Annotated in this window: 18 protein-coding genes; 8 read left to right on the forward strand and 10 right to left on the reverse strand. The window is 39.2% G+C overall.

The window, feature by feature from the left end; translation table 11 throughout:
- Positions 1-8: 8 nt before the first annotated feature.
- Positions 9-1,016 carry a S41 family peptidase gene (locus AC0L7T_RS18850; RefSeq protein WP_473337514.1) on the reverse strand — a complete coding sequence of 336 codons (1,008 nt, stop codon included), beginning with the start codon at positions 1,014-1,016 and terminating at the stop codon, positions 9-11.
- Positions 1,010-1,798, reverse strand: a complete 789-nt coding sequence (locus AC0L7T_RS18855) for a hypothetical protein (RefSeq protein ID WP_473337515.1) — start codon at positions 1,796-1,798, stop codon at positions 1,010-1,012. The genes AC0L7T_RS18850 and AC0L7T_RS18855 overlap by 7 nt, the downstream gene beginning before the upstream one ends.
- A gap of 143 nt (positions 1,799-1,941) precedes the next feature.
- Between AC0L7T_RS18855 and AC0L7T_RS18860 the strand changes: the two genes are divergently transcribed.
- The 6 genes from AC0L7T_RS18860 to AC0L7T_RS18885 all read left to right on the forward strand — a co-directional run bounded on the left by AC0L7T_RS18860 (position 1,942) and on the right by AC0L7T_RS18885 (position 11,071).
- Entirely contained in the window at positions 1,942-3,276 is a 1,335-nt protein-coding gene (locus AC0L7T_RS18860) for a DUF5723 family protein (RefSeq protein WP_473337517.1), read from the forward strand.
- Positions 3,277-3,556: 280 nt separating this feature from the next.
- A complete protein-coding gene (locus AC0L7T_RS18865; protein ID WP_473337519.1) occupies positions 3,557-5,074 on the forward strand; it encodes a DUF4301 family protein in 1,518 nt (505 codons plus the stop codon).
- A 73-nt stretch (positions 5,075-5,147) separates the two neighbouring features.
- The gene (locus tag AC0L7T_RS18870) at positions 5,148-5,912 is read left to right on the forward strand and encodes a 3-keto-disaccharide hydrolase (RefSeq protein ID WP_473337520.1); all 765 of its coding nucleotides are present in this window, start codon (positions 5,148-5,150) and stop codon (positions 5,910-5,912) included.
- A 144-nt stretch (positions 5,913-6,056) separates the two neighbouring features.
- A complete protein-coding gene (locus tag AC0L7T_RS18875) occupies positions 6,057-6,248 on the forward strand; it encodes a hypothetical protein (RefSeq protein ID WP_473337522.1) in 192 nt (63 codons plus the stop codon).
- 568 nt (positions 6,249-6,816) lie between these two features.
- A complete protein-coding gene (locus AC0L7T_RS18880; protein WP_473337524.1) occupies positions 6,817-9,906 on the forward strand; it encodes a PVC-type heme-binding CxxCH protein in 3,090 nt (1,029 codons plus the stop codon).
- A 1-nt stretch (position 9,907) separates the two neighbouring features.
- Positions 9,908-11,071: an FG-GAP repeat domain-containing protein gene (locus tag AC0L7T_RS18885; protein ID WP_473337525.1), complete on the forward strand. Its 1,164-nt coding sequence runs from the start codon at positions 9,908-9,910 to the stop codon at positions 11,069-11,071.
- Positions 11,072-11,232: 161 nt separating this feature from the next.
- On the opposite strand, the gene AC0L7T_RS18890 is transcribed toward AC0L7T_RS18885, so the two are convergent.
- Both AC0L7T_RS18890 and AC0L7T_RS18895 read right to left on the reverse strand, forming a co-directional pair.
- Positions 11,233-12,822, reverse strand: coding sequence for a sulfatase family protein (locus AC0L7T_RS18890; RefSeq protein ID WP_473337527.1), 1,590 nt, complete (start codon positions 12,820-12,822; stop codon positions 11,233-11,235).
- A 204-nt stretch (positions 12,823-13,026) separates the two neighbouring features.
- Positions 13,027-14,439, reverse strand: a complete 1,413-nt coding sequence (locus AC0L7T_RS18895; RefSeq protein WP_473337528.1) for a Gfo/Idh/MocA family protein — start codon at positions 14,437-14,439, stop codon at positions 13,027-13,029.
- A gap of 186 nt (positions 14,440-14,625) precedes the next feature.
- Between AC0L7T_RS18895 and AC0L7T_RS18900 the strand changes: the two genes are divergently transcribed.
- Entirely contained in the window at positions 14,626-15,711 is a 1,086-nt protein-coding gene (locus tag AC0L7T_RS18900; protein ID WP_473337530.1) for a hypothetical protein, read from the forward strand.
- A gap of 25 nt (positions 15,712-15,736) precedes the next feature.
- Positions 15,737-16,606: a 3-keto-disaccharide hydrolase gene (locus AC0L7T_RS18905; protein WP_473337532.1), complete on the forward strand. Its 870-nt coding sequence runs from the start codon at positions 15,737-15,739 to the stop codon at positions 16,604-16,606.
- A gap of 139 nt (positions 16,607-16,745) precedes the next feature.
- Here the strand turns inward: AC0L7T_RS18905 and AC0L7T_RS18910 are convergent, their stop codons facing one another.
- The 6 genes from AC0L7T_RS18910 to AC0L7T_RS18935 all read right to left on the reverse strand — a co-directional run bounded on the left by AC0L7T_RS18910 (position 16,746) and on the right by AC0L7T_RS18935 (position 24,559).
- On the reverse strand, positions 16,746-18,164 hold the full coding sequence (locus tag AC0L7T_RS18910; RefSeq protein WP_473337533.1) for a Glu/Leu/Phe/Val family dehydrogenase: 1,419 nt from the start codon (positions 18,162-18,164) through the stop codon (positions 16,746-16,748).
- A 144-nt stretch (positions 18,165-18,308) separates the two neighbouring features.
- Positions 18,309-19,784: a sulfatase family protein gene (locus AC0L7T_RS18915; RefSeq protein WP_473337535.1), complete on the reverse strand. Its 1,476-nt coding sequence runs from the start codon at positions 19,782-19,784 to the stop codon at positions 18,309-18,311.
- A 254-nt stretch (positions 19,785-20,038) separates the two neighbouring features.
- Entirely contained in the window at positions 20,039-20,467 is a 429-nt protein-coding gene (locus tag AC0L7T_RS18920; protein WP_473337537.1) for a response regulator, read from the reverse strand.
- A gap of 495 nt (positions 20,468-20,962) precedes the next feature.
- On the reverse strand, positions 20,963-21,922 hold the full coding sequence (locus AC0L7T_RS18925; protein WP_473337538.1) for an aldo/keto reductase: 960 nt from the start codon (positions 21,920-21,922) through the stop codon (positions 20,963-20,965).
- Between the two features lie 32 nt (positions 21,923-21,954).
- Positions 21,955-22,911 (reverse strand): aldo/keto reductase, encoded by a 957-nt coding sequence (locus AC0L7T_RS18930; RefSeq protein WP_473337540.1) that lies wholly within the window; start codon positions 22,909-22,911, stop codon positions 21,955-21,957.
- A 190-nt stretch (positions 22,912-23,101) separates the two neighbouring features.
- A complete protein-coding gene (locus AC0L7T_RS18935; protein ID WP_473337544.1) occupies positions 23,102-24,559 on the reverse strand; it encodes a DUF1501 domain-containing protein in 1,458 nt (485 codons plus the stop codon).
- Between the last annotated feature and the right edge of the window lie 2 nt (positions 24,560-24,561).

A 24,561-nucleotide genomic window follows, 5' to 3' on the forward strand; every position in this document is an offset into this window, starting at 1 on the left:
TGTTTAATTTAATTGTTCCCCATAAGTATCCTCAATGCGGTGGTGATAATATTATCCTCTCCCTTTGCTATACTTATGGGGTTTAAATCTACCCGCACGTCAACAAGTACCCCATCCTCTATCTGTCTCCCCTCCAAATCAATGGTTTGGGTACCTGAAAAACGATAGGTCCACCCATTTACCAATTCACCATAAACAGGTATGCCACCGCCACCACCTGTCTGATCACCTACTAAAGTCACTTGTGGCAATTCTTTCATCATTTGGGCAAAAAAAGTAGTAGCACTATAAGCTCTTCGATTGGTGAGGACAACCACTGGACCGCTATAAACATTTTCGCCAGCGGGTACCTTTAAATCCTCCCAAGAGGAGAAATCATCCTTTCCAATTCCGTTTTTAATGCGCTTTCGGGCTATCAATACCTCACTATCGGTAAATGCTGAAGCTAAGGTATAAGCGTTTCCAAGGCTGCCACCACCATTGTTTCTAACATCTATTATTATACCACGCCCTAGTTTGGCCCTTTCTATAATCACTTGTAAGTTTCCTTGCGTGATACCTTGTGAAAAGGACCTATAATTTACATAAAGCACATCGTTGATAAACTGATGTTTCAAAGGTCCACTGATCCAGAAATCGCGTTGGAGATAATTTTTATCGATAATGTTTTGATCGTAATTGTCAGGATAGTCTTGGTACCATTCCCAATTTCGACTGTTGTCAAAACCTGTGGCAAGGTTGACATGTCCATCTCTTAATTCAAACAGCATGCTTGCTAAAACATCAAATAAACCTACTGAGCTAATATTTTTGTTTACTTTTGCTCTATAGGTGGTCCTTATCTCCTCCCAGTCAATTTCTTTGTGTTCAAAAAATGAATAGCGTTCATTAACATCCTCCCACAGACTATCAAATATAGCTAGCGACTCTGATTCAGGATCCTCAGGGATTACCCAATTTTCACAAGAAGTAAAAACAAGCAATGCGATCAAGCAAAGATTAATTTTATTTACCATAGCCTAACATTTAATATCAGATCGACAGAATGATCCAATCGATAAACTTTCTTAATACCTGAAAGTTTGGTGTAATTAACCTGATACCTAAGCCCTAATCGGTTGTTTGTTGGTAGCTTCCAATAAAGGGTAGAAGAAAAACCAAAATCCAGATCACTTATTGGAATGAATGGTTTTACAGTACTAAAAAAATTATTTACCAAAGAATTATCTTCTTGGAAATTTTCTGGCTCAGCTCCTATATAGCCTGATTTGACCTGAATCCCTAATAACTGCCAATTTATCATATTCTGCCAAAGCAAAGACTTTTTCTTCCACTCGAAAGGCAAAAGGTACCTGGCCACCGGCCCTATAGCGCTGAAATAATCATAGCGGAAACTATAATTACTAAATTGGTTGTGCCTTCGGATATGCATGGTATTCTTGTTGGACCAACCCCATTGAAACCCTTGAGAAGCAGGTTTTACTTTATGGTAAAACGTGTAATTCGTAAAAATCACACCCATTTCATTCATGGTTCCACCAGATTGATTGGCCAATACACCATAGGAAAAATCTCCCTGAAACCATTGTGTTTTATGTTTTTTACTCAGAACAAAACCTACTGAGCTTGTAGATTTATTACCTTTGTAATTCAATGAAGAGAAACCTTCATCTTTACTGGCCATAGACTGGATACCTGTTGACAACCATACATCTCCAAAGCTCTGAGCAATACTATTATTTGCTAAAAATAACCAACAGAAAAGAAAGAGGATAAAGCTATGGTATGTTTTTAGCATTAATTTTATTTTTACAATTTATGAACCCAAATTACAATTAAATTTGAATTTCTGAGACAGTCTGTAATCAAAAAGAGGGAAATAAATATAATTTATTTATTTTTAGGGGTATTTTTTTTTATAAATCTTTTAAACCAAAAATCATGAAAAAGGCACTATTGATTTCATTTTTAATTCTAGTTAGCAGTGGGTTATCTATCGCCCAACAAAATTTTTACGGCATTCAGAATAGCCAGAGGAAAGGCATGATCAATGCCATGATGAATCCTGCCGAAATCAACAATCTAACCAAAAAGGTAGAAGTTTCGTTGTTTTCACTAAATCTTGCCGTAGACAATAATGCACTCACTGTACAGAATATTTTGGATGACCCGGACCTTTGGGAAAATATTTTTGAGGATGTGGACAAACCGGTAAACCTTAGAACAGATGTATCTGTAATGGGGCCTGCAGTAGGTCTAAGATTTAAAGACTGGTCATTTGGTTTCACTACCCAGGTTAAAGGAAAGGTAGACATTATAAACTTTGATCCGGATCTAGGCAATTCAATTGTAAAAAGTTCTTCCGATGACAACCAATCGATAATAAATATCCCATACAATCAGCGAGTCAATGCTGTTGGTTGGATGGAACTTGGGTTCATGGCCGGAACAAAAATATTAGACAATGATTTCCATACCTTATCTGTAGGTGCAAATATTAAATTGCTCTTTCCGGGAACCTATGCAAATCTTGGTATGGATCAGATCAAAGCAACCATCATTACTTCTCAGGAGGAAACTTCTATTACAAATGCTCAAGGTAGCCTGAACTTATCCTACGACGAACGCTGGGACAGTGCCAATGATAATGACTTTGATGATTTGTGGAGAGATTTTATTCCTGGAGGGCTTGGTGTAGATCTAGGCGTTAATTATATGATTAAAAGGGACAATAAACCCTTTTTAAATGCAGGCCTATCTGTGAAAAACCTGGGGAATATGGGCATGGGATCCCACCAGGTCTATAAAAACTATACTGTCAATGTACCGGAAAACGAGTACTTTAGAGTGGACAATTTAGAAGGTGATGTCAATGAAATAGAACAGCAACTTGTAGATTCTGGCTATTTTACAATCAATAATACAAATTCAGATCTACGCATTAGCTTGCCAAAAACGATTGCTACTTATTTGGAGTTTAGTCCAGTTAAAACTTTTCAAGTTTCCTTGTATGCCCAAAAGAGAATCCATAATGAAAGTGATAACAACCACCTAAGTGCTCCCGATTTAATTGTTATCACTCCTAGACTAGTATTGGGCAAATTTGAAGTGTATTCTCCATGGATGCAACACCAAATTTCAAACTTTACAGGAGGATTGGGCATCCAATATGGAGGCTTTTTTATTGGTAGCCATTCAGTGATAACCGGATTAATGGAGGGCAATAGTAAAAGTGGAGACATTCATATGGGACTGGCCTGGGGATTTGGTTCTTAAAAAGCACCTTGTTAATAGCAGTGAAATCTTCTGCTTTCTTATATAGGATCTAAAACAACACAGGTAAAATTTGAATGTTAAAAGCCATGGCGCTTTTCTGCTATGGTCTTTTTAATTACCCAAGCAATACACAAGCCATTATGAAGGGTCTACTACAGTTGGCAAATTGATTTTCATCCTGCAGAATATCATGGGATTTTCCCGATGATAAATAGTGCTTTCATAAAATGAATTATTATATTGGAGCATCTAAAAAGATCAGTAACCACATTTACAAACCATGTTATCTAACGAACTCAAAAATAAAATTGAAGCCCAAGGCATGCCATTGGCTGTAGTCGAAGAACAAATTAAAAACTTCGAGGAAGGTTTTCCTTTTTTAGCTATCGATTATGCTGCCAAAATCGGAGATGGTATCCTTGAATTAAATGATGCTGAACTTCAAAAAGCAATACAAGATTATACTGCCAAGGCGAAAGATAAAATTATCGTGAAGTTTGTACCTGCAAGCGGTGCTGCAAGTAGAATGTTTAAAAACCTTTTTAGCTTTTTAGAAAAAGGAGACAATGATTTAGAAAACGATGATTTTGCCAAAACTTTTATCTCTGAAATTAAATCTTTTGCCTTCTATGAGGACCTGGACAATAGCTTAAAAAAAGCTGGTACAAGTATTTCAAAAGCCATAGAAGACAAAAAATATGACCTTATTGTACAACACCTTTTAGAAGACGAGCACCTTTCTTATGGAAGCCTCCCAAAGGGATTGTTAAAGTTCCATCAATATGCAAAAGAAAGCAGGACTCCAGTTGAAGAACATTTTGTAGAGGGGGCCCAATATGGCCTTGGTAAAAACAATACAGTAAGGCTTCATTTTACAGTTTCGCCTGAGCACCAAAAAAAGTTTGAAGAAAAGGTGGCTGAAGTTCAGCCCAAAATGGAGAAAGAGTTTGGAGTGAAATTCGAAATAAGCTTTTCACAACAAAAAAAATCTACAGACACCATAGCTGTAGATCTTGATAACAAACCTTTTGTTGAAGACAACGGGGAACTTTTGTTTCGACCTGCTGGACACGGAGCATTGCTGGAGAACCTAAATGAGATCGAAGCTGACCTGGTATTTATCAAAAATATTGACAATGTGGTTCCAGATCGTTTAAAGGATACAACTACTACATATAAGCAGGCCATTGGAGGATTACTTATAGATGCTCAAGACAAAACCTTTGCAGCACTCAAACAATTGGACAATAAAATCACAGAAGATTCAGTTAGTCAAGCAGAGGAAGTATATACTAAAGTGATCGGAGGAAAATTAGCTCCCTCCTATGCTTCTAAAAGCCTTGATGAAAAGGCATCCTGGCTAAGACAAAAGCTAAACCGGCCCATTAGAGTTTGTGGTATGGTAGAAAACACTGGCGAGCCAGGAGGAGGTCCTTTCTGGGTTAAAGATTCGGACGGAAGTTTATCCCTTCAGATTGGAGAAACTGCTCAACTAAACCTTGAAGACAAAGCACAAGAGGCACATTTCAAATCCTCCACACATTTTAATCCTACGGATTTGGTTTGTGGTATAAGGGATTATAAAGGAAAGGCTTTTAACCTTATGGAATACCGTGATCCTAAAACTGGATTCATCACACAAAAATCGAAAAGTGGCAGGGATTTAAAAGCGCAGGAACTTCCAGGGCTTTGGAACGGTTCAATGGCCAACTGGAACTCAATCTTCGTAGTGGTTCCTTTGATTACTTTCAATCCTGTCAAAACCATCAATGACTTGTTGAGAGACGTCCACCAATAATCACTGAAGGAATTGTTCTTTCATCTACCTTTTCTCACCAAATTTTCAACATGAGATTATGAACTTAGCCAGTATGAAAAAATTTCTTGCCCCATTACTTTTGAGCGTTTTGTTTCAGCTCCCATTACTGGCGCAAGTTGGTGTAGGAACAGAAGCGCCCAAAGATGCGGACCAATTGTTTAATGGTAAAAAACGTGCCCTACATAAAAATTGGACGTACTGGGAAGGGCCAAGAATAGCGGCGCAACTTCCAATTAAATGGGAGATTGTTCCTGATCCTGTAGACAAAGGAGAAGCTGTCAGTGCCAACGATCCTGCAGGAGCAGGTGGTAAGTATGGCGCTGCAGATATTGTCACGAAGAAAAAATACACAGATTTTAGACTTCATGTTGAATTCCTTATTAAAAATGAAGGAGGTAACAGTGGGGTATACTTGCAAAACCGATACGAAATTCAAATCCTTGATGGTGACAGCACCACGCATGGAATGGCAGCTATCATCAATGAAAAAGCAGCTCCCTATGAAGTATACAATGGTGTAGGCAAATGGAATGCCTATGACATTAAATTCAGGGCGGCAAGGTTTGATGAAAATGGTAAATTGAGTGAAAAAGCAATGACAACCATTTATTTCAATGGTGAAAAAATTCATGAAAATGTACCCATTCAAAAAGTTTGGGGAGGACCAAATTCCGGACTCGATGGAGGAAGAGAAGGTGGTGAAGGCATTACCAATCGCCCCGGAGGAATCAAGCTTCAAGCCGAAGGGCATGAAGTACTATTCCGCAACATTTGGATAGAAAGGTTAAAACTGGAAAAACCGGATACAGATTTTTAATCAAAATAAAAAAGCATCTTTCGACTTTACGAAAGGTGCTTTTTTTTGATGTATATAAAAGTATCCAATCTATTGAAATGCTTCAGTTAACAGCTGCATTTGAATTTGGCAATGTTTTTGAGTCGAAGCCAAATAAAAACCGCTATGAACTTTAAAAAGATTTTTGGACCATTTCTTTCTATTTTAGGATTAGGAGGACTTATTTATGGGGCTTATTTATTTTTAGTGCCTGAAAATGGAGACTGGAAAATCACCGCTGTATGCCTTGTTTTAGGTTTTATTTTTTTCAGTTCTGGCTTAGGTTTATTAAAAACCATGAAAGACAAAAACGAATAGTAAACAATAACTGGTACATCTTTGCTTTGGGAGCAAGCCCTTGTTATCTCTAGGAGTGGTTTACTGATTGGAATAAAAATTTAAGCTCATTGCATTAATCAAAAAAACGTTGAGCAACCAGAAAGAATTGTGAAATTTGCACCTGTCTCTTAGGCATGAATTTTTCCGCAAATGATTTTCACCCTGATTATGAAATAGAATTTCCCCTGTTTAAGGAAAGTGTTGAAATCGCAAGAAAATCAGGTTTTTTGGAGATTTTAAGCATTGCACCACTATGGTGAACCTGTCTACCGTCAGTTAAAATTGAAAATAGCAACAGTGGCTGATCTTGAAGCGATTTCAGTAGGTAATGGATTATCTATTGCATATTTCGGGTTAAACTTATACCAAGGGCAGACAAAATTCTTTCTACGGTAAAAAGGCACAATACTAACTTATATTTTTTCTATACAGTAAAATTTTAGATAAAAATTTTACCTTTCATATAATGAAAGCAATTTTTCATTGATTTTTTAGGGAATAAATCTTAAGTTAACAAGATTGTTTATTCAATATTTTCGACCGATTAATGAAAACCCGACAACTAATCATTGGCCTGATTGTACCTTTTGTATTTGCTTGCGAAAGCGGAAAGCAACAAAGTGACCTTACTGATACCCAAAAAGACCCATGGGATGCCTATATAGAAGAGGAACCAGATCCTATTTACGCCGAACACGTTAGAACTACTTCTTATCAAAGCCCTGAAGAAGAGAAAAATGATTTCGTCCTTCCTCCTGGCTTTGAAATCACGCTCTTTGCCTCGGAACCCGACATCACCAAACCAATCAATATTGCTTTTGATGAAAAAGGTAGGTTATGGGTTACGCAATCTTCTGAATACCCTATAAAAGCCGGGCCGGGTAATGGCAGCGATCGAATAAGTATTTTGGAAGACACAAACAAGGATGGAAAAGCAGATAAAATCATAGATTTTGCCAACGATTTAAATATCCCCATTGGCATCCAACCAGTCAAAGGGGGCGCCATAGGTTTCAGCATCCCCAATCTTTATCGGTTTTATGACACCAATGGGGATGATATAGCAGACAAAAGAGAGGTGATACTAGGACCTTTTGAAACCAAAGACACCCATGGCATGGTCAACAACCTCTTCAGAGGAATGGATGGCTGGATACATGCATCCCATGGGTTTAGCAATGTTTCCACTGTAGCCGGATCGGATGGCGATTCGATAAAAATGACCTCAGGTAATACCTTCCGCTTTTCTTTAGATGGACAACATGCTGAGAAGACAAGTGACGGAAGGATTAATCCCTTCGGATCGGATCTTGACAAATGGGGCTACCACTATTCTGCAGATTGCCATACTTTGCCTATTTACCAAATCATACGAAATGGCAATTACACCCAATGGGGAAAAATGGAGCCAAACATGGGGCACGCCCCTACCATGATGGACTATGGGCTGAATTCCACCGCCTTGGCGGGACTTGTTTACTATACAGACAATCAGTTTCCTGAGGAATATCAAAACAGCTTTTATTCTGGAGATGTGGTGACTTGTAGGATCAGTAGAAGTACCATTTCATTCAATGGGTCAACGCCCAAAGCTAGCAGAAAAGCTGATTTTTTGGTTAGCAAAGACCCTTGGTTCAGACCTGTAGACATAAAGATAGGCCCTGATGGTGCCATGTACATTGCGGATTTTTACAACAGTATTATAGGCCATTACGAAGTTCCTCTTGATCATCCTGAGCGCGACAGAAACAGTGGAAGAATTTGGAAAATCACTTATAAGGGGCAAGAAAAAACGCCAACAAATTGGTCAACCGTTAATCTTGAAGCCCTTATTGAAAAATTAAACGACCCAGTTCTACATACCAGATTGATGGCAACAGATGAATTGGTGGATCGCTTTGAAGATTCAGCAATTTCTTCATTAGAAAAACTAGCTGCAGATGAAAAAACATCCAATATCCAGAAGATTCAGGCCCTATGGGCTTTGTTTAGGCTTGAGGCATTGAAAGACAACTTCCTTGAAAAGGCACTTTCAGATGCCGATGTTCTTGTGCGCGTGCACGCCCAGAGAATCCTGGGAGAATACCGGAATTTTGACATCCAAAAACTGAAATGGGTAAAAAATGGATTAACGGATGAGCGTGCCCACGTAAGGAGAGTAGCCGCTGAAACATTAATAAGAAATCAAAGTCCAACGATGGTTTCCCCAATCTTGAAAGCAATACAGGAAACAGATGAAGAAGACAGCCATTTAATGTATGCTTTAAAATTCGCATTGTTTCAACATGCACAAAATCCTGAAATAGCAACAGAAATAGCCTCTAAGGACTGGGCAGCAGGAGACAAAGAAGTAATAGCTTTGGTGTTTTCTGACACTCGGTCTTTAACAGCAGGTGAATTTTTGGTTCAATACTTACAAAAAAACGAAGTGCCGGAAGAGAAATTTCTGGCCTATTTAACTTCAATTGCACGAGACCTTCCCGCTTCGAGAATGCCAGCAATAGTTTCGCTTGCAAAGGACACTAAACCAGAAATTCCTGATTTTAAAAAAGCCATGGCCTTGAATAGCGGTGTAACACAGCAAGGAGTAGATTTACCTCCTACGCTTAAATCCTGGAACCTGGCTTTAAGTAGTGAAATTCTACAGGGCCTTCCTAATAAAGGCACCGACAAAACGGATCAGCATTTAGAGGGAATTAAATATGCAATCCAGCTTTCGGGCTTGTTGAAAATAAATAAAAACATCCCTCAACTAAGAGAATTGGTAAAGGATAATCAGGAACAAGAGGAACTGAGAATAGATGCGGCCAATGCCTTGATTGAAATTGCTCCTAAAACAGAAATTAGTTATCTGGAGAAATGGTTGAAAGATCCAGAGAGTACCATAACTTTCCGACAGAAAATAGTGGAAGCCATGGCCAAAACAGGCTCGGATCAATCCATGAACACCCTTGCAAACAACATAAAAGATACTCCGAGGGAATTGCAGGAAACCATTTCTGCCCAACTGGCTACCAGCACCCAAGGTAAAAACAGGCTTATCACCTTGATTAAGGATGGACATGCGCCTGCCAGAATATTAAAAGCGAATAGAGTGGAAGAAAGATTCCTTTCAGGAGCCAGTGAAAAGCAAAGATCAACTTTCACCGAACTAACGGAAAATTTACCGCCAATAAGTGATGAAAAACAAGCACTGATTGTGCAAAGAACAGAAGGTTATCAAAACGACTCTTCGCAACTAGGTGCTGGGAAAACACTATTTGAACAAAACTGCGGAATGTGCCACAGGATTGGAGAAGATGGAGGAATGATTGGGCCACAACTGGATGGCGTTGGCAATTGGGGGCTCAATGCCCTTGCAACAAAGGTATTGGATCCCAATAGAAATATCTCAGAGAACTTCCGAACCTACACAATCAAACTAAACAATGGCCAAACAAAATCTGGTTTGTTCAGAAGAGAAGATGGGCAGGTTTTGGTTATGGCAGACCAATCAGGTAAGGAATTCACCATCGCTAAAAAAGACATCGATGCGCAAACTCCTTCAAATATGACCTTAATGCCTGACCATTTTGGCAGGGTTCTCAATCAATCTCAGTTCAACGGTTTAATGACCTATTTACTAAGTCTTCGCTAAAATGTCAAAAACGACCTATTTACTTCGCCCCTTCTTGCTAATGGTTTTTTGCACTTGTATCACCTTTAGCTATGCACAGTCCTCTAAGATAACCTTCAAAAAACATGTGCTCACGACTCAATTTCTTGCCGAAGGAGCGGCTATAGGAGATGTAAATCAGGATGGTTTAATGGATGTAATGGCAGGGGCCTATTGGTTTGAAGCACCGGCTTGGAAACCCCGCGAATTGGAGGAGCCAAAGATGTTTGAATACGACAAAGGCTACAGCAATGCATTTATAAGCCACGGAATGGATGTAAACATGGACGGTTGGGTAGATTTTGTAAGGATCGGGTTTCCGGGGGAAGCGGTGCTGTGGTTTGAAAATCCAAAAAATGAATCTGGTCTCTGGGAAGTCCATACCATTTGTCCAGCCTTAGGGAATGAGTCTGCTGGCTTTTTTGATATCGACAAAGATGACAGGATAGATTTGGTAGGAAGCATCCCTGAAACAGGTGAAATGGTCTGGTACAAGGCACCTTCAAACCCCAATAATTTAGCCTGGGAGAAATTTACCATTAGTGAAAAAGAAAGTCCTGGTACTGCCCGTTATTCTCATGGCTTAGGTATGGGTGACCTCAATAGGGATGGAAAGGCAGATCTCATCATTAAAGAAGGTTGGTGGGAATCGCCGGCCAACCCTATGGAAGGTCCATGGAAATTTCATCCTGCTGCTTTAGGTGAAGAAGCGGCCCAAATGTATGTTCAGGAATTGAATGGGGATGATAGACCGGAAGTGATTTCTTCATCTGCACACAAACTGGGTATTTGGTGGCATGAGCAACAGCCTACTGGAGCTTGGGAAACCCATCTTATTGACACTAGTTTTTCCCAAACCCACGGCATGGAATTGGTAGACATCAATAGAGATGGAAATAAAGACCTGGTAACAGGCAAACGTTATTTTGCCCACATGGGTAAAGATCTTGGGGGAAAAGAGCCTCCTCAACTTGCCTGGTTTGAATATGAACCTGGGGAATCACCAAGTTGGACCAAGCATATAATTGATACCGATTCAGGGGTAGGGGTTCAGGTAATTGTCGAAGACTTTTATGGAAATGGGTTGATGGATATCATTGTAGCCAATAAAAAGGGAGTCTTTGTATTTGAGCAAAAAGCCAATTAAACCTGAAACAGGTATTGTAAATTCTATTCGCTGTTAATTCACTTCCTGAAAAGCATCAGATTAGCCTACTATAAACCCAATTGGTAAATCAGGGTTATACTGCTCCTGAAAAAGGGCAAAAATCGGTATTTCACAATTTGGACTTCTACTGTTATAAGTCCCTACTTCTCAGTACTCTTTATTTTTTCCAGTTGTTGCTTCATGGAATCGATCTTATCAGGAAATCCAGCAAATAAGTTTTCACTTTCCAACGGATCCTCACTTAACTGGTACAATTGACCTTTTGGCCCATTGTCTTCGGGAGTCAACATAGCAGGAAAGGTAAAACCTCCGGATCCCAACCCATCAATGTATTTCCAGGCACCTGATGTAATGGCATACATTCCTCCTGAGGACTGATGCACCATATTATTTCTGGTTTGAATAGACATGTCGCCCGATAAAACAGGGACAAATGCCTTACTATCGATGGCCTCTCCTACAGGTATTTCCACCCCAGTCATTGCTGCCACTGTTGCATAGATATCCGTTAGACTTACCAGGCCTTCATAGGTATTGTTTTTTTTAATGCCATCAGGCCATGCAAAAATTAGTGGAACCCTATGACCACCATTCCAAACATCCCCTTTTTGTCCTCTGCTGCCTATATTTGAATCATGCCCGTGTAAAAGAATTTCTTCGGCTGGCCAGTAGGCCCCATTGTCACTACTAAAAATGATAAGTGTATTCTCAAGTAGGCCTTCAGCTTCCAATTTCGATTTAATTCTGGCAACCACCTGATCAATGTCCATTACAAAATCGCCATACAATCCAGCCCCTGATTTTCCTTTATTTTCTTCAGAAGGCAACCAGGGTGTATGTGGTCCTGTAAGTGGCATGTACAAAAAGAACGGTTTGTCTGCGGATTGCTGGTCAATAAACTTCTCTCCTTGATTTACGATTGTCTCCAGACATTCTTCAACTCTAAATGAAGCCGACATTTCACCCAATCGCCACCATACGCCTTTTTCCCAATAAACGGCTTTGTCATCACTGTGCTTTTTGTCCCAGGAGAATTTTGTATTTTCCTTCCTTATGGGGTAAACATCTGTGGTCAATACCACATCTTGATCGACTACTTTTCCATTTTCTAAAAAGAAATAAGGAGGGATGTCCAGAGATGCTGGATGAATAAAAGAATAGTCAAAACCAAAATCGTTAGGTCCTGACTTAACGGGTAATGTATAGTCCACATTAGAATAACCTGTGGTGGGGTTTAATTGTGCTTCTTTATTATCCTTTGTAGCCCAATCCAAACCCAAATGCCATTTGCCTGTAATAGCGGTAGTATACCCTGCCTTTTTTAAAATTCCGGCAATGGTAACCCGGTCCTTTTCAATAACTGAAGGGGTAAACCCACCTATTCCTCTGGATGCTTTAGGTGTTCTGAATGCATATCTCCCAGTTAATAAGCCATATCTTGAAGGAGTACAAACGGATGCACTTGCGTGGGCATTTTGAAAAGAAATCCCATTTTTTACCAAATCATCGATAGCAGGGGTATTTATTTTAGACAAGGGATTTAGCGCGCTGATATCTCCATACCCCATATCATCAGCAAAGATGATAACTATATTTGGTCGTTCAGATTTTGGTGAAGACTTAAAAGAAAAACCTACCAAAACACAAATAATAAGCAACAAAACCAATCCTATTGGATTATCGGTTTTGCACAAAGAGAACTTTTTAAACTGGGTAAATAATTTCAGCATGATGGGTTTATGGCTTTTAATCTTTTGATTCAAAATCAGGATGATCCACCCTTAAGGTGTATAGCAAAAGTAATCGGGCAATCGATATATCTAGGTATAAACCAATTGATTCGGGTGGGCCACAGGAAAACCTGTTACCTACCCGAACCAGTAGTTTGATTTTACCACTCTTATAAAACAATTTCTCCGAAGGAGATGATTGAATTACATTTTATAGAACTCTTCCCAACCCTTTCTTGGGGGAACACCTGCTAACAATTCATTTGCCAATGCATGGTTGGTAATTTGCTTCGTCTTTCTGTCAAATTGCAATTTTGCTCCTAATCGCTGTGACAAAACGCCTAAAGAAAACACCTGGCTCAAAGGCCCTGCAATTTCAAAAGATGATCTCGTTTTTTCCTCTCCTTTACAGGCTTTAAGGAAATTGGCAAAGTGATTGGATGAACTTTCAGGTACTACCGGCAATTGTCCAGCCATATCTTTGGCTTTCTCTTCAGGGATGATAGAAAGAGTACTTCCATGAGATCCACCCTTAAAGGTTAGATCGCCACCATAAATAATCTTTCCAGGGTTAAGTTTCGCTGGCTGCAATTGACCGTTGCTTGGCGGTGGAATATTTGGGTCTAGCTCAGAAACACCATAACCAGCAGGAACAGGAGGTATATTGTTTTGACCGTCATACCAGGTAATGGTCATTGGCGGCATCTTTCCTCTTTTGGGGAATTTAAAAGCCAGGGTCGATTCCATTGGGAAAAAGAAGGTATTGTGATCTTTCAATTTCAATGGTTCAATTTCCTCAGGTAATCCCAACTCCAAAAATTCATGTGCCGTATCCATAATATGTGCACCCCAATCCCCTAGTGCTCCCATACCGAAATCATACCAACATCTCCACTGACCATTAACCAGGTCTTCATGGAAATCATGGTGATGAGAAGTGCCTAACCAGGTGTCCCAATCCATCGTTGATGGCATTGGCTGCCCGGCTGGAAAGGAATTGATTTTAGGATCCCACCCGTGCCACCTTCTACGCCCATTCATGTGGGCCGTCATGGCGGTAACATCCTTTATTATTCCGGCTTCTTTCCAGGCTTTAAACTGAAAATAATTGGCTTCTGAGTGACCTTGGTTTCCCATCTGAGTAACGACTTTGTGCTTTTTTGCACCGTCCATCATCAACTGCACTTCATTAAATGTTCTGGCCATAGGTTTTTCAACATATACATTTATCCCCATGGACATGGCCAGCATGGTAATCGGAAAATGAGAGAAATCTGGTGTACCTACAGAAACAGCTTCGATATCTGCACCCATTTTATCAAACATCTCCCTGAAATCCTTGAATCTAGGGACATCTGGGAACATCTCCATAACCTCAAGGGTATGTTCAGCTCCCATGTCTACATCACAAAGGGCTACAATATTGGCAAGGCCTGTTTCATGTAATGATTTGGTGATTGATCCTCCACGGTGACCAATACCACAGCAGGCCAAATTCACTTTTTCACTTGGTGCTATGTGTCCCGTTTGATTTCCCAGGACAAATGAAGGTATTAAAGAAATACCTGCAGCACCCATGGCACTCGATTTTAAAAATCGTCTTCTTTGGTTATTCATTCTTATTGTTAATTATTTGGTCAATTTACATATCTCTGAGAATTAAAGCCCAGTTGGGTATTTGAATGGGCTTTCTTAAGATATTTTGATTTGAAGTTAATGGAAAAGTCTATAATTCCAGTCAATTTCAAAAATTACTTTAAGCAAAAAATTTGAAAAGGCTGGAAAATGCGGTTAAATTTCGGGATGAAAGTTAAGAATCACTTATTTCCTATTTTTGTTATTGCGCTATTGACAGGAGCTTGTAACTTCTCGAGTGATAATTCAGCGCAGTTTGATTTAGTAGTTCTGGATACGCTCAGCATTCCTTTTGCTGGTGACATACATGCCGGGACTTACGCAAATAATACAGGTTTAATTTACAATTATCAATCAGGTGAATACTTAAAATTTGACAGCTTAGGCAATGTTCTGGCGAGAAACACTATTCCTACCGAGGGTGAAAATGGGTTGTTTTATGTCAATGGTCTCAAAATAACAGACAGCGGAACAATCCTTGCAAAGACCATCCGAGAAGATATCGGATTGCTGGATGAAAACCTGAACCTCTTAAAAAAGACAAGAATGCCTTTTCCAAATGGCTCTCTTGACCTTAAGAGAAATCAAAATGCCATCGAAATTTATAAAAATGAGTTACTGCTTTTTCATACAGGAAGAGACAATAAAAGCCCTTATGAACTTGGCTATTACAAAAACAACTATTTATTAGAGAAATTAGATCCTAGCACTGGTCAGGCAAGCCCATTTCTTAAATTGTCACCAGAAAGTCAGTATCAGGAAAACCTTCATTTTGAGCCCCCTACAGCATTAATTAGTAGATCAGATAATATACTTTATTTCGCTTTCAACAAGGAGCCACTAATAAGTGCATACGACCTGGAGAAAAATGGAGAATGGATAAATAGTATCCCTTTAGATTCAAAGGGATTTATTCAAATTAAAGGTCAGAAATTACCCCTTGGGAACGATGGATCGGTAATCGTAGAAGGTGAAATCACCAACCTTATCGCTTTAAAAAATGGATTTGCTGTCGTCTATATAGACGGACTGACAAAAGAAACCGCTCAGGCAAACACCGTTCCTGGTAAACAACTGAAAATCTATAATAATGAAACAGGTTGGTCCAAACCAGTAGAATTACCGTTGAATTTACTCTTTTTGCTAAGCTTTTCAGCTGACGATCAATCCTTTTATGCTTTGGTCAATCCAGCTTCATTGCCTAAAGGTAATAACCAGGCAAAAGTGTTAAAAATGCAATTAAAACCAAACTGATAATAAACCTCTTAAACCCATTAACATGTTTAAAATATACTTCCTGAAAAAATATTCAATACTTATATTCATTTGTACGCTTTTGATCTCTTGCACCTCTTCAAACAAAAGCGAAAGCATTAATATAGAAGATGGATGGCGCACCCTATTTAATGGGAAGGACATGAACAATTGGCGCATCAAAATCGCCAAACATGACCTAGATGAAAATTATGCCAATACTTTTAGGGTAGAAGATGGATTACTTAAAGTAAGGTATGACGGCTATGAAGATTTTGATCGACAGTATGGACATATCTTCTTCGATGAACCCTTTTCTTATTATTTGTACCGGGTACAATACAGGTTCGTAGGAGACCAAGCGCCGGGCGGTGAAGGTTGGGCATTAAGGAACTCCGGAGTGATGTTACATGGCCAAGATCCGGAAACAATGACCAAGGACCAGGATTTCCCTATTTCCATAGAAGGTCAGCTTTTGGGAGGAGATGGGGAAAACCCTAGAACAACCAGCAACCTTTGTACTCCGGGTACAAACGTGGTAATGGACGGAGAACTGTTTACTCCTCATTGCGTCAGTTCCACCTCCAAAACTTATCATGGTGAACAATGGGTAACCGCTGATTTTCTTGTTTTGGGAGACTCCATCATTCATCATATCATTGAAAGAGACACTGTGCTTACCTATTACAAACCTCAAATGGGAGGTGGTAATGTGAGCAATCATAATCCGGATGTCAAAAAGGATGGTCAATTGATTTCAACAGGATATATTTCCCTTCAAAGTGAAAGTCACCCTATCGATTTTAAAAGCGTAGAGATTTTTGATTTAAGCTCCTATAAAGACGATACAGAAAAGCTAAAAGAGGTATTAAATCTATTGAAAACAGAGAAGTAAAGAGGGGGGCGAATCAATAAATCCCATGCCAAGAAGTCTCTAAAAGCAGTAAAAAAATAGCCACGGACCCAATTCCGTGGCTATTTTTTTGTTTGAAATAGTCACCTCACTTTTGAAAATCAATTTCACAAAATTGGTTTTATGGAAAAATACCCAGATCCGTATAGGATATCGCTATCCGTTCCAGAGCCACAATAAATCCAGCTGTTCTTAAATCTTTTATTCCTTTCTCTTTTCGAACACCGTTCATATGGTGGTAAGCTGTTACCATCGTTTCTTCCAGTCCTGAATTAACAAGATCTCTTTCACTTGCCCCTTTTATTATGATTCTTTTTTGTTCTTCACTAAAGGAATCACCTGTTGCTTTCTCTATTCCCAGCAGAAGCTCTTCGTACTTTTTCATGTCGTACCGCTTCTCCAATTTCCCAAAAGAAACCCTGGAAAGATTTTTCAACCACTCAAAGTAGGAAACTGTCACCCCTCCAGCATTCAAATACATGTCTGGAATTATCATAATTCCCTTCTCCAAAAGGATGGCATTGGCCTCTTGTGTCACAGGCCCATTGGCGGCTTCACCGATAATTTTGGCCTTTATGTCATGTGCATTTTTCACTGTGATTTGATTTTCAAGGGCAGCAGGGACCAGAATATCACAAGGCTTGGTTAACAAAGAATAACCATCCTCAATAAAATCCCCCCTTCCATATCCTTTGAAGGTTTTATTTTCAACCTGGTAGGCTTTAATTCGCTCTATATCAATACCATTTTCATCCCAAATACCACCATTGTATTCAGCGATACCAATAATCTTAGCACCTGCTTCAGACAAATACTTTGCTGAATAAAACCCTACATTCCCCAAGCCCTGCAGAATGATTTTCTTACCTTTCAACCCTACCTTTAGTCCCAAGGTATTCATATCCTCTTTAACACTCACAGCTTCACGAATCCCTATAAAAACACCCATTCCCGTAGCTTCCGTTCTACCTTCTATACCATGCTGGGAAAGTGGCTTGCCTGTAACACAGCCTTTGGCATTTATAACATCTGGATTGAAAGCCTCGAAAGTATCTACAATCCAAGCCATCTCTCTACTACTGGTACCATAATCTGGTGCTGGTACATCTATTGCCGGCCCTATAAATTTCTTTTTGATCAACTCAGAAGTATACCTTCTTGTGATTTTCTCCAATTGATCCACTGTATACTTATTGGGATCAATGGCAACTCCTCCTTTAGCCCCTCCATAAGGTATATTGACCAAGGCACATTTATAGGTCATCAATGCTGCCAACCCTTTTACTTCTTCCTCATTGACGAAGCTACTGTACCTTATTCCTCCTTTTACTGGTAATTTATGATGGGAGTGTTGGACCCTATACCCTTGCAATACGGCGTAAGTTCCATCCCCATTTTTTAGGGGAAAACTAAATTTATAAATACTATTGCATAGCTTTATTTGCTCCAATAAGCCCGGATGAATATCCATATGGCTGGCTGCATCATCAACAACTTTACTTACATCATCAAACAGACTGTACTCCACCTTTGCATTCATAAAACCTTCATTTAATTTTTAAACTGAAATTACAAATTGAAGACCGCAAGGTCTATGCCTAAAAAAAACCTTCTGATAAGGCTCAACCTTCGAACACAATGCTTTTGATAGCATCAAATTTCCCACTGATCAACTGAGCATTTGCTATTGAGCTAGTGAAACCTCCTTAGGTAAACGAACATTTTGCCCCTCTATTCCTTGAAGGGCATCCCCCATGTCATTTCTAGCATTATTTGCCAATGCATTCATTTTATTCATTATTTCAGGATATTCCGCAATTACATTTCTGGACTCAGAAGGGTCCTTCTCAAGGTCATATAGTTCCATCTCTTTCAAATCCAACATCTCGTATTTGCCCGGAATACCATTTGACGGTGCTACAAAGTTTTCTGGGAGGGAGCGATACCTGTGAGGAAGGTACAACTTCCATTTGCCTGAAATAACAGCTTGTAGTTCATTTTGATTGTAATAAATAAAATATGCCTCCTGAGGTGATTTTGCCTCTTTTTCCATTTTTATCAATGGCCAAATATTCTTTCCATCAATTAATTTCTGGGGCAGTGATGCATCTGTAATATGGGCTATGGTAGGCAATAAATCTATCGTCATTGCCATCTTGTCTTGAATTTTTCCCTTCGGAATATTCCCTTTCCATTGCATAATGGCTGGTACCCGAATACCTCCCTCCCATGAAGTACCCTTACCTTCTCTGAAAATGCCAGTACTTCCACTATGCGTGCCATAAGAAAGCCATGGTCCATTATCAGACGTGAAAATAACCAAGGTGTTTTCTTCCAAACCATTTTTCCTTAAGGCTTCCATTACCTGACCTACTGACCAGTCTATCTCCATAATTACATCTCCATATAGGCCAGCTTTAGATTTTCCTTTAAACTTATCAGAAACAAAAAGAGGAACATGAGGCATACTGTGGGCCAGGTAAAGGAAAAATGGCTTTTCGCTATTTCTGTCAATAAAATCCACTGCTTTCTCCGTATACCAGGTGGTCAATAGACTTTGATCCGTCAATGTATCGATAATGGTTTCATTTTGATATAGTGGAAGCGGTGGATATGCATCTGGCCTTTCTGGATGATATGGCCACATATCATTGGAATAGGGCAAACCAAAGAATTCATCAAATCCTTGTTGGGTAGGAAGAAAAGGCTCAAGGTGTCCCAAGTGCCATTTACCGACAATGCCTGTAGCATAACCTTTAGGTTTTAGAACCTCAGCAATAGTCATCTCATCGGGAGATAAGCCATGCTTGCTTCTATGCGAAAGTGCGCCAAAAATCCCCAGTCGATTCGAATAACATCCTGTAAGAAGGGAGGCTCTGGAAGCAGAACAAACCGCATTGGCTACATGAAAATTGGTGAACTGAACTCCATCTGCCGCCATTTTATCTAGATTGGGTGTGGCTATATTTTCCGCTCCAAAAACCCCAAGGTCCGCGTATCCCTGATCGTCAGTGAAAATGATTACAATATTGGGCTGATGGGGATTTTTTTCCCTTTCTTTATTCTCCGAATTAGCTGTACATCCTGCAAGTGTGGTTATAATTGTAAAAATGAATAAATAGCTAATTCTATCAAAAGGCATTAGAGAGTTGGTAATCATCTGTATCTTTATTTAAATGACAGAAGATACCTAACCCAAGCCATTTAACAAAGCGAGGAGTCGAAATTTTACGCTAGACCCAAATAATTAGGGAGCTAATAGTAGGAATGGATTGGAAACATTAGAGACACCATTGACCTTTTCGATTAGGGCTATACGAGCCAAGCCAAAATAATCGCCATTAGAATACTATAGTATCATCAAACGCTAGCTTGTTATATGAACCAGTTTTACTTTACAGCAAACTTTTTAGATCAATTGACCGGAAGTGTAGCCGTTTCTAACCAAAATTTTTGTAGGGAGGAAATAGCCTTCATGAAATCCGTTACCTCAACAGGCTTGGTAATGTAGCAATTTGCGAAATTCTGATAAGATAAATCAATGTCTTTCTTAGCGCTGGAAGTAGATAGGATAATTACAGGGATTTGCTTATAGCAATCATGGTTTTTTAGCTCAATTAAAACTTCATGTCCACTTTTCCTGGGAAGGTTTACATCCAAAATAATTAAATCTGGAGTAGCTTGTTCTTCAAAGCCATTTATTTTAAAAATAAAATCCAGCGCTTCTTGCCCGTCACGAGCAATGCTGACTTTACTTTTATTCTCGCTTTCTTTTAAGGCTTCCATGGTCAAAAAAATGTCACCTTCATTGTCCTCTACCAATAAAATATGTGCTGATTTCATGGTTGTTATAATTCTAAAATATTAATACCTACATTCAAAATGTGAAGTATGTTAAAATTTATTGGTTTGGGTATAAAAACAATGTTCTATTAAATCAATTTAAACATTCATATTAAAGTTTTAGTCAATCGTCCTACTCAATCGGATAAACTAAAGATACACGCATTAAATTTAAAAATAAATATATTAATAGGAAAGTCCCCCTTATTCAAAATTCAACATGTAAAATTTAAAGCAATCAATTGTAATTGAAACTTAAATACAAGCAATTTAACAAGTCATCGAACATGCTAACACCGCACGAAATTATTGCTAATTTTTTATTTAAACAGAGTTTTTAGATAAAATTTTAGTCTTAAGTAAAAATTAATGTTATTATTTTTTATTAAGTACTGATTATTACACGATTATTTTATCGAAATGCTATTCCTGGTTCAAGAGAATAAAGGAACTAGCAAAGATCCATCTTAACAATGGACCTTTACTAAGCTTTATTCATTTACCCTCCCAAAGATCTGATTGACTGAAAGGACTTCCAGGCACTTCTGTAAAAAAGGTACCATCAATATACCTGTGATGACCATTGATACCGCCAATAGATTTAAGGTCATCAGCACTCAATTCAATATCTTTGGCATTAAAGTTTGCTTTTAACCTGTCCTTGTTGGCTGATTTAGGGATAACAGCAATGTCTCTGTTTAGCGACCATGCAATCAAAACCTGTGCCACTGAGACCCCGTATTTCTGAGCAATGTCTTTAAAAACCTTGTGCTCCATTAATATTGGATCACCATCTTTCTTCCTGGCTTTAGGTCTATCAGCAGATCCCAGCGGAGAATAAGCCGTTATATTGATCCCATTCTCCTTACAAAAACCCACCAATCCATCTTGGGGTAAATAAGGGTGTAATTCAATTTGATTCATTTCCGGAGCGACAACACAAGCACCCATTATCTCTTTCAGTTTTGATATATTGAAATTGGAAACGCCTATATGCTTCGTAAGCCCTTTCTCCTTTAAGGCCTCCATTCCTTTCCATGTGTCCGATAGTGGAACTGTTTTATAATCAAGGAAATCATCTCCACTTTTAGGAAAAATCACCGCTTCTTTTAAAGCTATTGGCCAATGTATTAAGTAAAGATCAAGATAGTCCAATTGAAGATCAGCCAATGATTTTTGAATACCACCTTCCACTTTATCCATTTCATGGGCATTGTTCCATAACTTAGAAGTTACCCAAACATCCTCTCTAGTGACGATTCCATCTTTAAAAGCTTTCATTAGGGCATCACCGACTTCTTTCTCATTTTGATAAATTGCTGCACAATCTATATGTCTGTAACCTGCTTCAAGTGCCCAAAGTACTGCCTGATAAACTTCACCTGGACCGGACTTCCAGGTTCCCAAACCCAGCATAGGCATTTTATCTTGATTTTTGAATGTTATGTATTTCATAGTTTAAATTCTTAGTTGTTTTTTTTTAAAGCTTAAAGAAATTCTTCCCAAATATCAGAAAAATCATATGGGCTAAAGCCTCCAACCCAGGCACCGCCATGGGTATATCGATAAGGTCCTCCCAGATTATCTATTTTAGACATATCCTCCTCATCAAGACTCAATTGACTTGCTGCGAAGTTCTCTTCTATTCGTTGAAAATTCACGGATTTAGGCACTACAGCCACTCCTTTTTCAATGGCCCAGGCAAGTACCACTTGCGCTACCGATGCGGAATTTTTCTTTGCTATATTTATTAAATCCTTGTTCTCAAGCAATATGGGATGGTCAACTTCATTGTCAGCAACCCTATATGCTGCTCCTAAGGGCCCATATCCAGTAATAAGAATGTCATTTTTATCACAATACTCCTTTAGCTTCACTTGTGGTAAGTAAGGGTGAAACTCAATTTGGTTTACCGTCGGCATTTGTGAAGCATTTGCCTTAAGGCTTTCAATTTTGGCTGAATTAAAATTAGAAACGCCAATTTGTCGCGAAAGTCCATTTTTTTGAATCTTCTCCATTTCTGCCCAAGTGGCACTCAAAGGTGCCTGTTCTTTGGTCAAAAAGTCAGTGGCTTCGAAAGGTAAGCCTACACCTTTTTTTAAGGCTATAGGCCAATGAACCAAATAAAGATCGAGATAATCCAATTGTAAATCACTCAAACTTTTCTTTATCGCTGGAAGCACGTCATTTGGCAAATGGGAATCATTCCATAGCTTAGAAGTAATCCATAAATCCTCCCGCTTTACTAAGCCATTGGAGATGGCATAATTTATGGCATTTCCTATTTCATTTTCATTCTTGTAGACATATGCACAATCAATGTGTCTATATCCCACTTCTATGGCGTGAAGCACAGCTTCATAAACTTCATTCGACTTTGACTTCCATGTTCCGAGCCCAAGTGACGGCATTTTGTCTCCGTTCTTAAATATTAAATTTTTCATTTATGTTGGTTGTATAGTTTAAGTTGGAAGCCATTTAAATTGTGGTCTATTAAAAATCGCTCCTAATCAATACGTCAATTGAATTTAAAAATTCCTATGGACTGTCGTGAAAACTAAATCCAAAAATCTCAATTAATAACAAAAATCAGAAAATCAAGTTTCATCAAAGTGGGTTTAAATTCGTTTTTTTTTAAACCAATAAATCCTTTATTACCCGACCGGAAACATCTGTAAGCCTAAATTTTCGTCCCAAATGCCTATAGATCAATTGCTCATGATCCAAACCTAGTTGATGCAATACGGTGGCCTGAAAATCATGCACATGAACCGGGTTTTCTGTGATATTATACCCCAATTCATCCGTAGCGCCATAAACCATACCAGGTTTTATCCCTCCACCAGCCATCCAAATGCTGAAACATCTGGGATGGTGATCTCGGCCATAGTTATCTTCTGTCAATTTCCCCTGGGAATAATTTGTCCTGCCAAATTCCCCGCCCCAAATGACCAGAGTTTCATCCAAAAGCCCACGTTGTTTCAAATCTTTTATCAATGCCGCAGAAGCTTGATCTACATCTTTTGCCTGTTCGGCCATTTGATTAGGTAGGTTACCATGATGATCCCACCCTTGATGGTACAGCTGAACAAACCTTACCCCAGATTCTGAAAGTTTTCGGGCCAGTAGGCAATTTGCCGCAAAGGTTCCAGGCTTCCTGCTGTCTTCACCATACATTTCAAAAACGCTTTCGGGCTCTTTCGACAAATCAGTAGCCTCTGGCACCGCAGTCTGCATCCTGTAGGCGAGTTCATATTGCGCCACCTTTGCTTGAATCTCAGGATCTCCCACTTTTTCAAAGGCATGCTGATTTAAGGCGGCTAAATTGTCTAGCATTTTCCTTCTTCCAGCCTTACTCATCCCTTCCTGGTCGTTTAAGTAAAGCACTGGGTCTTCGCCATTGCTAAACTGAACCCCCTGATGGGCAGAAGGTAAAAAACCATTGCTCCATAGCTTGGCATAGACACCTTGGCCATTTCCTTTTCCTTTGGAAAGCAACACAGTAAAGGCGGGTAAATTATTGTTTTCACTTCCAAGGCCGTAACTCAACCAGGAACCCATGCTAGGCCGATTGCCTTGTTGTGCACCCGTTTGAAAAAAAGTGAGCGCTGGATCATGATTTATGGCCTCCGTATGCATGGATTTGACAATACATATATCATCGACGATCTTCGCCGTATGAGGAAAAAGAGAGCTAACCCATGCCCTGGCTTCTCCATATTGCTGAAAATCACAAAAAGACCCCACCATAGGAAAGCTAGTTTGACTGGCCGTCATGCCCGTAAGCCTTTGCCCTTTCCGAATAGATTCAGGCAACTCCTGCCCCCACAAATCACGTAGTTTAGGTTTGAAATCGAAAGATTCCAATTGGGAAGGGGCTCCATTTTGAAACAAATAGATCACCCGTTTTGCCTTTGGTGCAAAATGAGGCAATCCCAAATCTTTCCCATCTGCCCCTCCTAAGTTTGCTCCATTAAACAAATCAGGAATTAAAAGCGAACCTAAAGCAGCACTCCCTAACCCTAAACTTAATTTGGAAAGAAAATGCCTTCTATTAAGGTTCAATCGATGATTTAAAAATTCCTTTTCCATGG

It is taken from the genome of Cyclobacterium sp. 10D3-21, assembly GCF_055809755.1.

Bases quoted from the DNA above. Each gene is read 5' to 3' on its own strand.
- AC0L7T_RS18885 (WP_473337525.1), top strand. From the start codon at position 9,908: ATGTCAAAAACGACCTATTTACTTCGCCCCTTCTTGCTAATGGTTTTT.
- AC0L7T_RS18870 (WP_473337520.1), top strand. From the start codon at position 5,148: ATGAAAAAATTTCTTGCCCCATTACTTTTGAGCGTTTTGTTTCAGCTC.
- AC0L7T_RS18915 (WP_473337535.1), bottom strand. From the start codon at position 19,784: ATGATTACCAACTCTCTAATGCCTTTTGATAGAATTAGCTATTTATTC.
- AC0L7T_RS18905 (WP_473337532.1), top strand. From the start codon at position 15,737: ATGTTTAAAATATACTTCCTGAAAAAATATTCAATACTTATATTCATT.
- AC0L7T_RS18850 (WP_473337514.1), bottom strand. From the start codon at position 1,016: ATGGTAAATAAAATTAATCTTTGCTTGATCGCATTGCTTGTTTTTACT.
- AC0L7T_RS18865 (WP_473337519.1), top strand. From the start codon at position 3,557: ATGTTATCTAACGAACTCAAAAATAAAATTGAAGCCCAAGGCATGCCA.
- AC0L7T_RS18890 (WP_473337527.1), bottom strand. From the start codon at position 12,822: ATGCTGAAATTATTTACCCAGTTTAAAAAGTTCTCTTTGTGCAAAACC.
- AC0L7T_RS18880 (WP_473337524.1), top strand. From the start codon at position 6,817: ATGAAAACCCGACAACTAATCATTGGCCTGATTGTACCTTTTGTATTT.
- AC0L7T_RS18910 (WP_473337533.1), bottom strand. From the start codon at position 18,164: ATGAATGCAAAGGTGGAGTACAGTCTGTTTGATGATGTAAGTAAAGTT.
- AC0L7T_RS18935 (WP_473337544.1), bottom strand. From the start codon at position 24,559: ATGGAAAAGGAATTTTTAAATCATCGATTGAACCTTAATAGAAGGCAT.
- AC0L7T_RS18855 (WP_473337515.1), bottom strand. From the start codon at position 1,798: ATGCTAAAAACATACCATAGCTTTATCCTCTTTCTTTTCTGTTGGTTA.
- AC0L7T_RS18925 (WP_473337538.1), bottom strand. From the start codon at position 21,922: ATGAAATACATAACATTCAAAAATCAAGATAAAATGCCTATGCTGGGT.
- AC0L7T_RS18875 (WP_473337522.1), top strand. From the start codon at position 6,057: ATGAACTTTAAAAAGATTTTTGGACCATTTCTTTCTATTTTAGGATTA.
- AC0L7T_RS18895 (WP_473337528.1), bottom strand. From the start codon at position 14,439: ATGAATAACCAAAGAAGACGATTTTTAAAATCGAGTGCCATGGGTGCT.
- AC0L7T_RS18920 (WP_473337537.1), bottom strand. From the start codon at position 20,467: ATGAAATCAGCACATATTTTATTGGTAGAGGACAATGAAGGTGACATT.
- AC0L7T_RS18900 (WP_473337530.1), top strand. From the start codon at position 14,626: ATGAAAGTTAAGAATCACTTATTTCCTATTTTTGTTATTGCGCTATTG.
- AC0L7T_RS18860 (WP_473337517.1), top strand. From the start codon at position 1,942: ATGAAAAAGGCACTATTGATTTCATTTTTAATTCTAGTTAGCAGTGGG.
- AC0L7T_RS18930 (WP_473337540.1), bottom strand. From the start codon at position 22,911: ATGAAAAATTTAATATTTAAGAACGGAGACAAAATGCCGTCACTTGGG.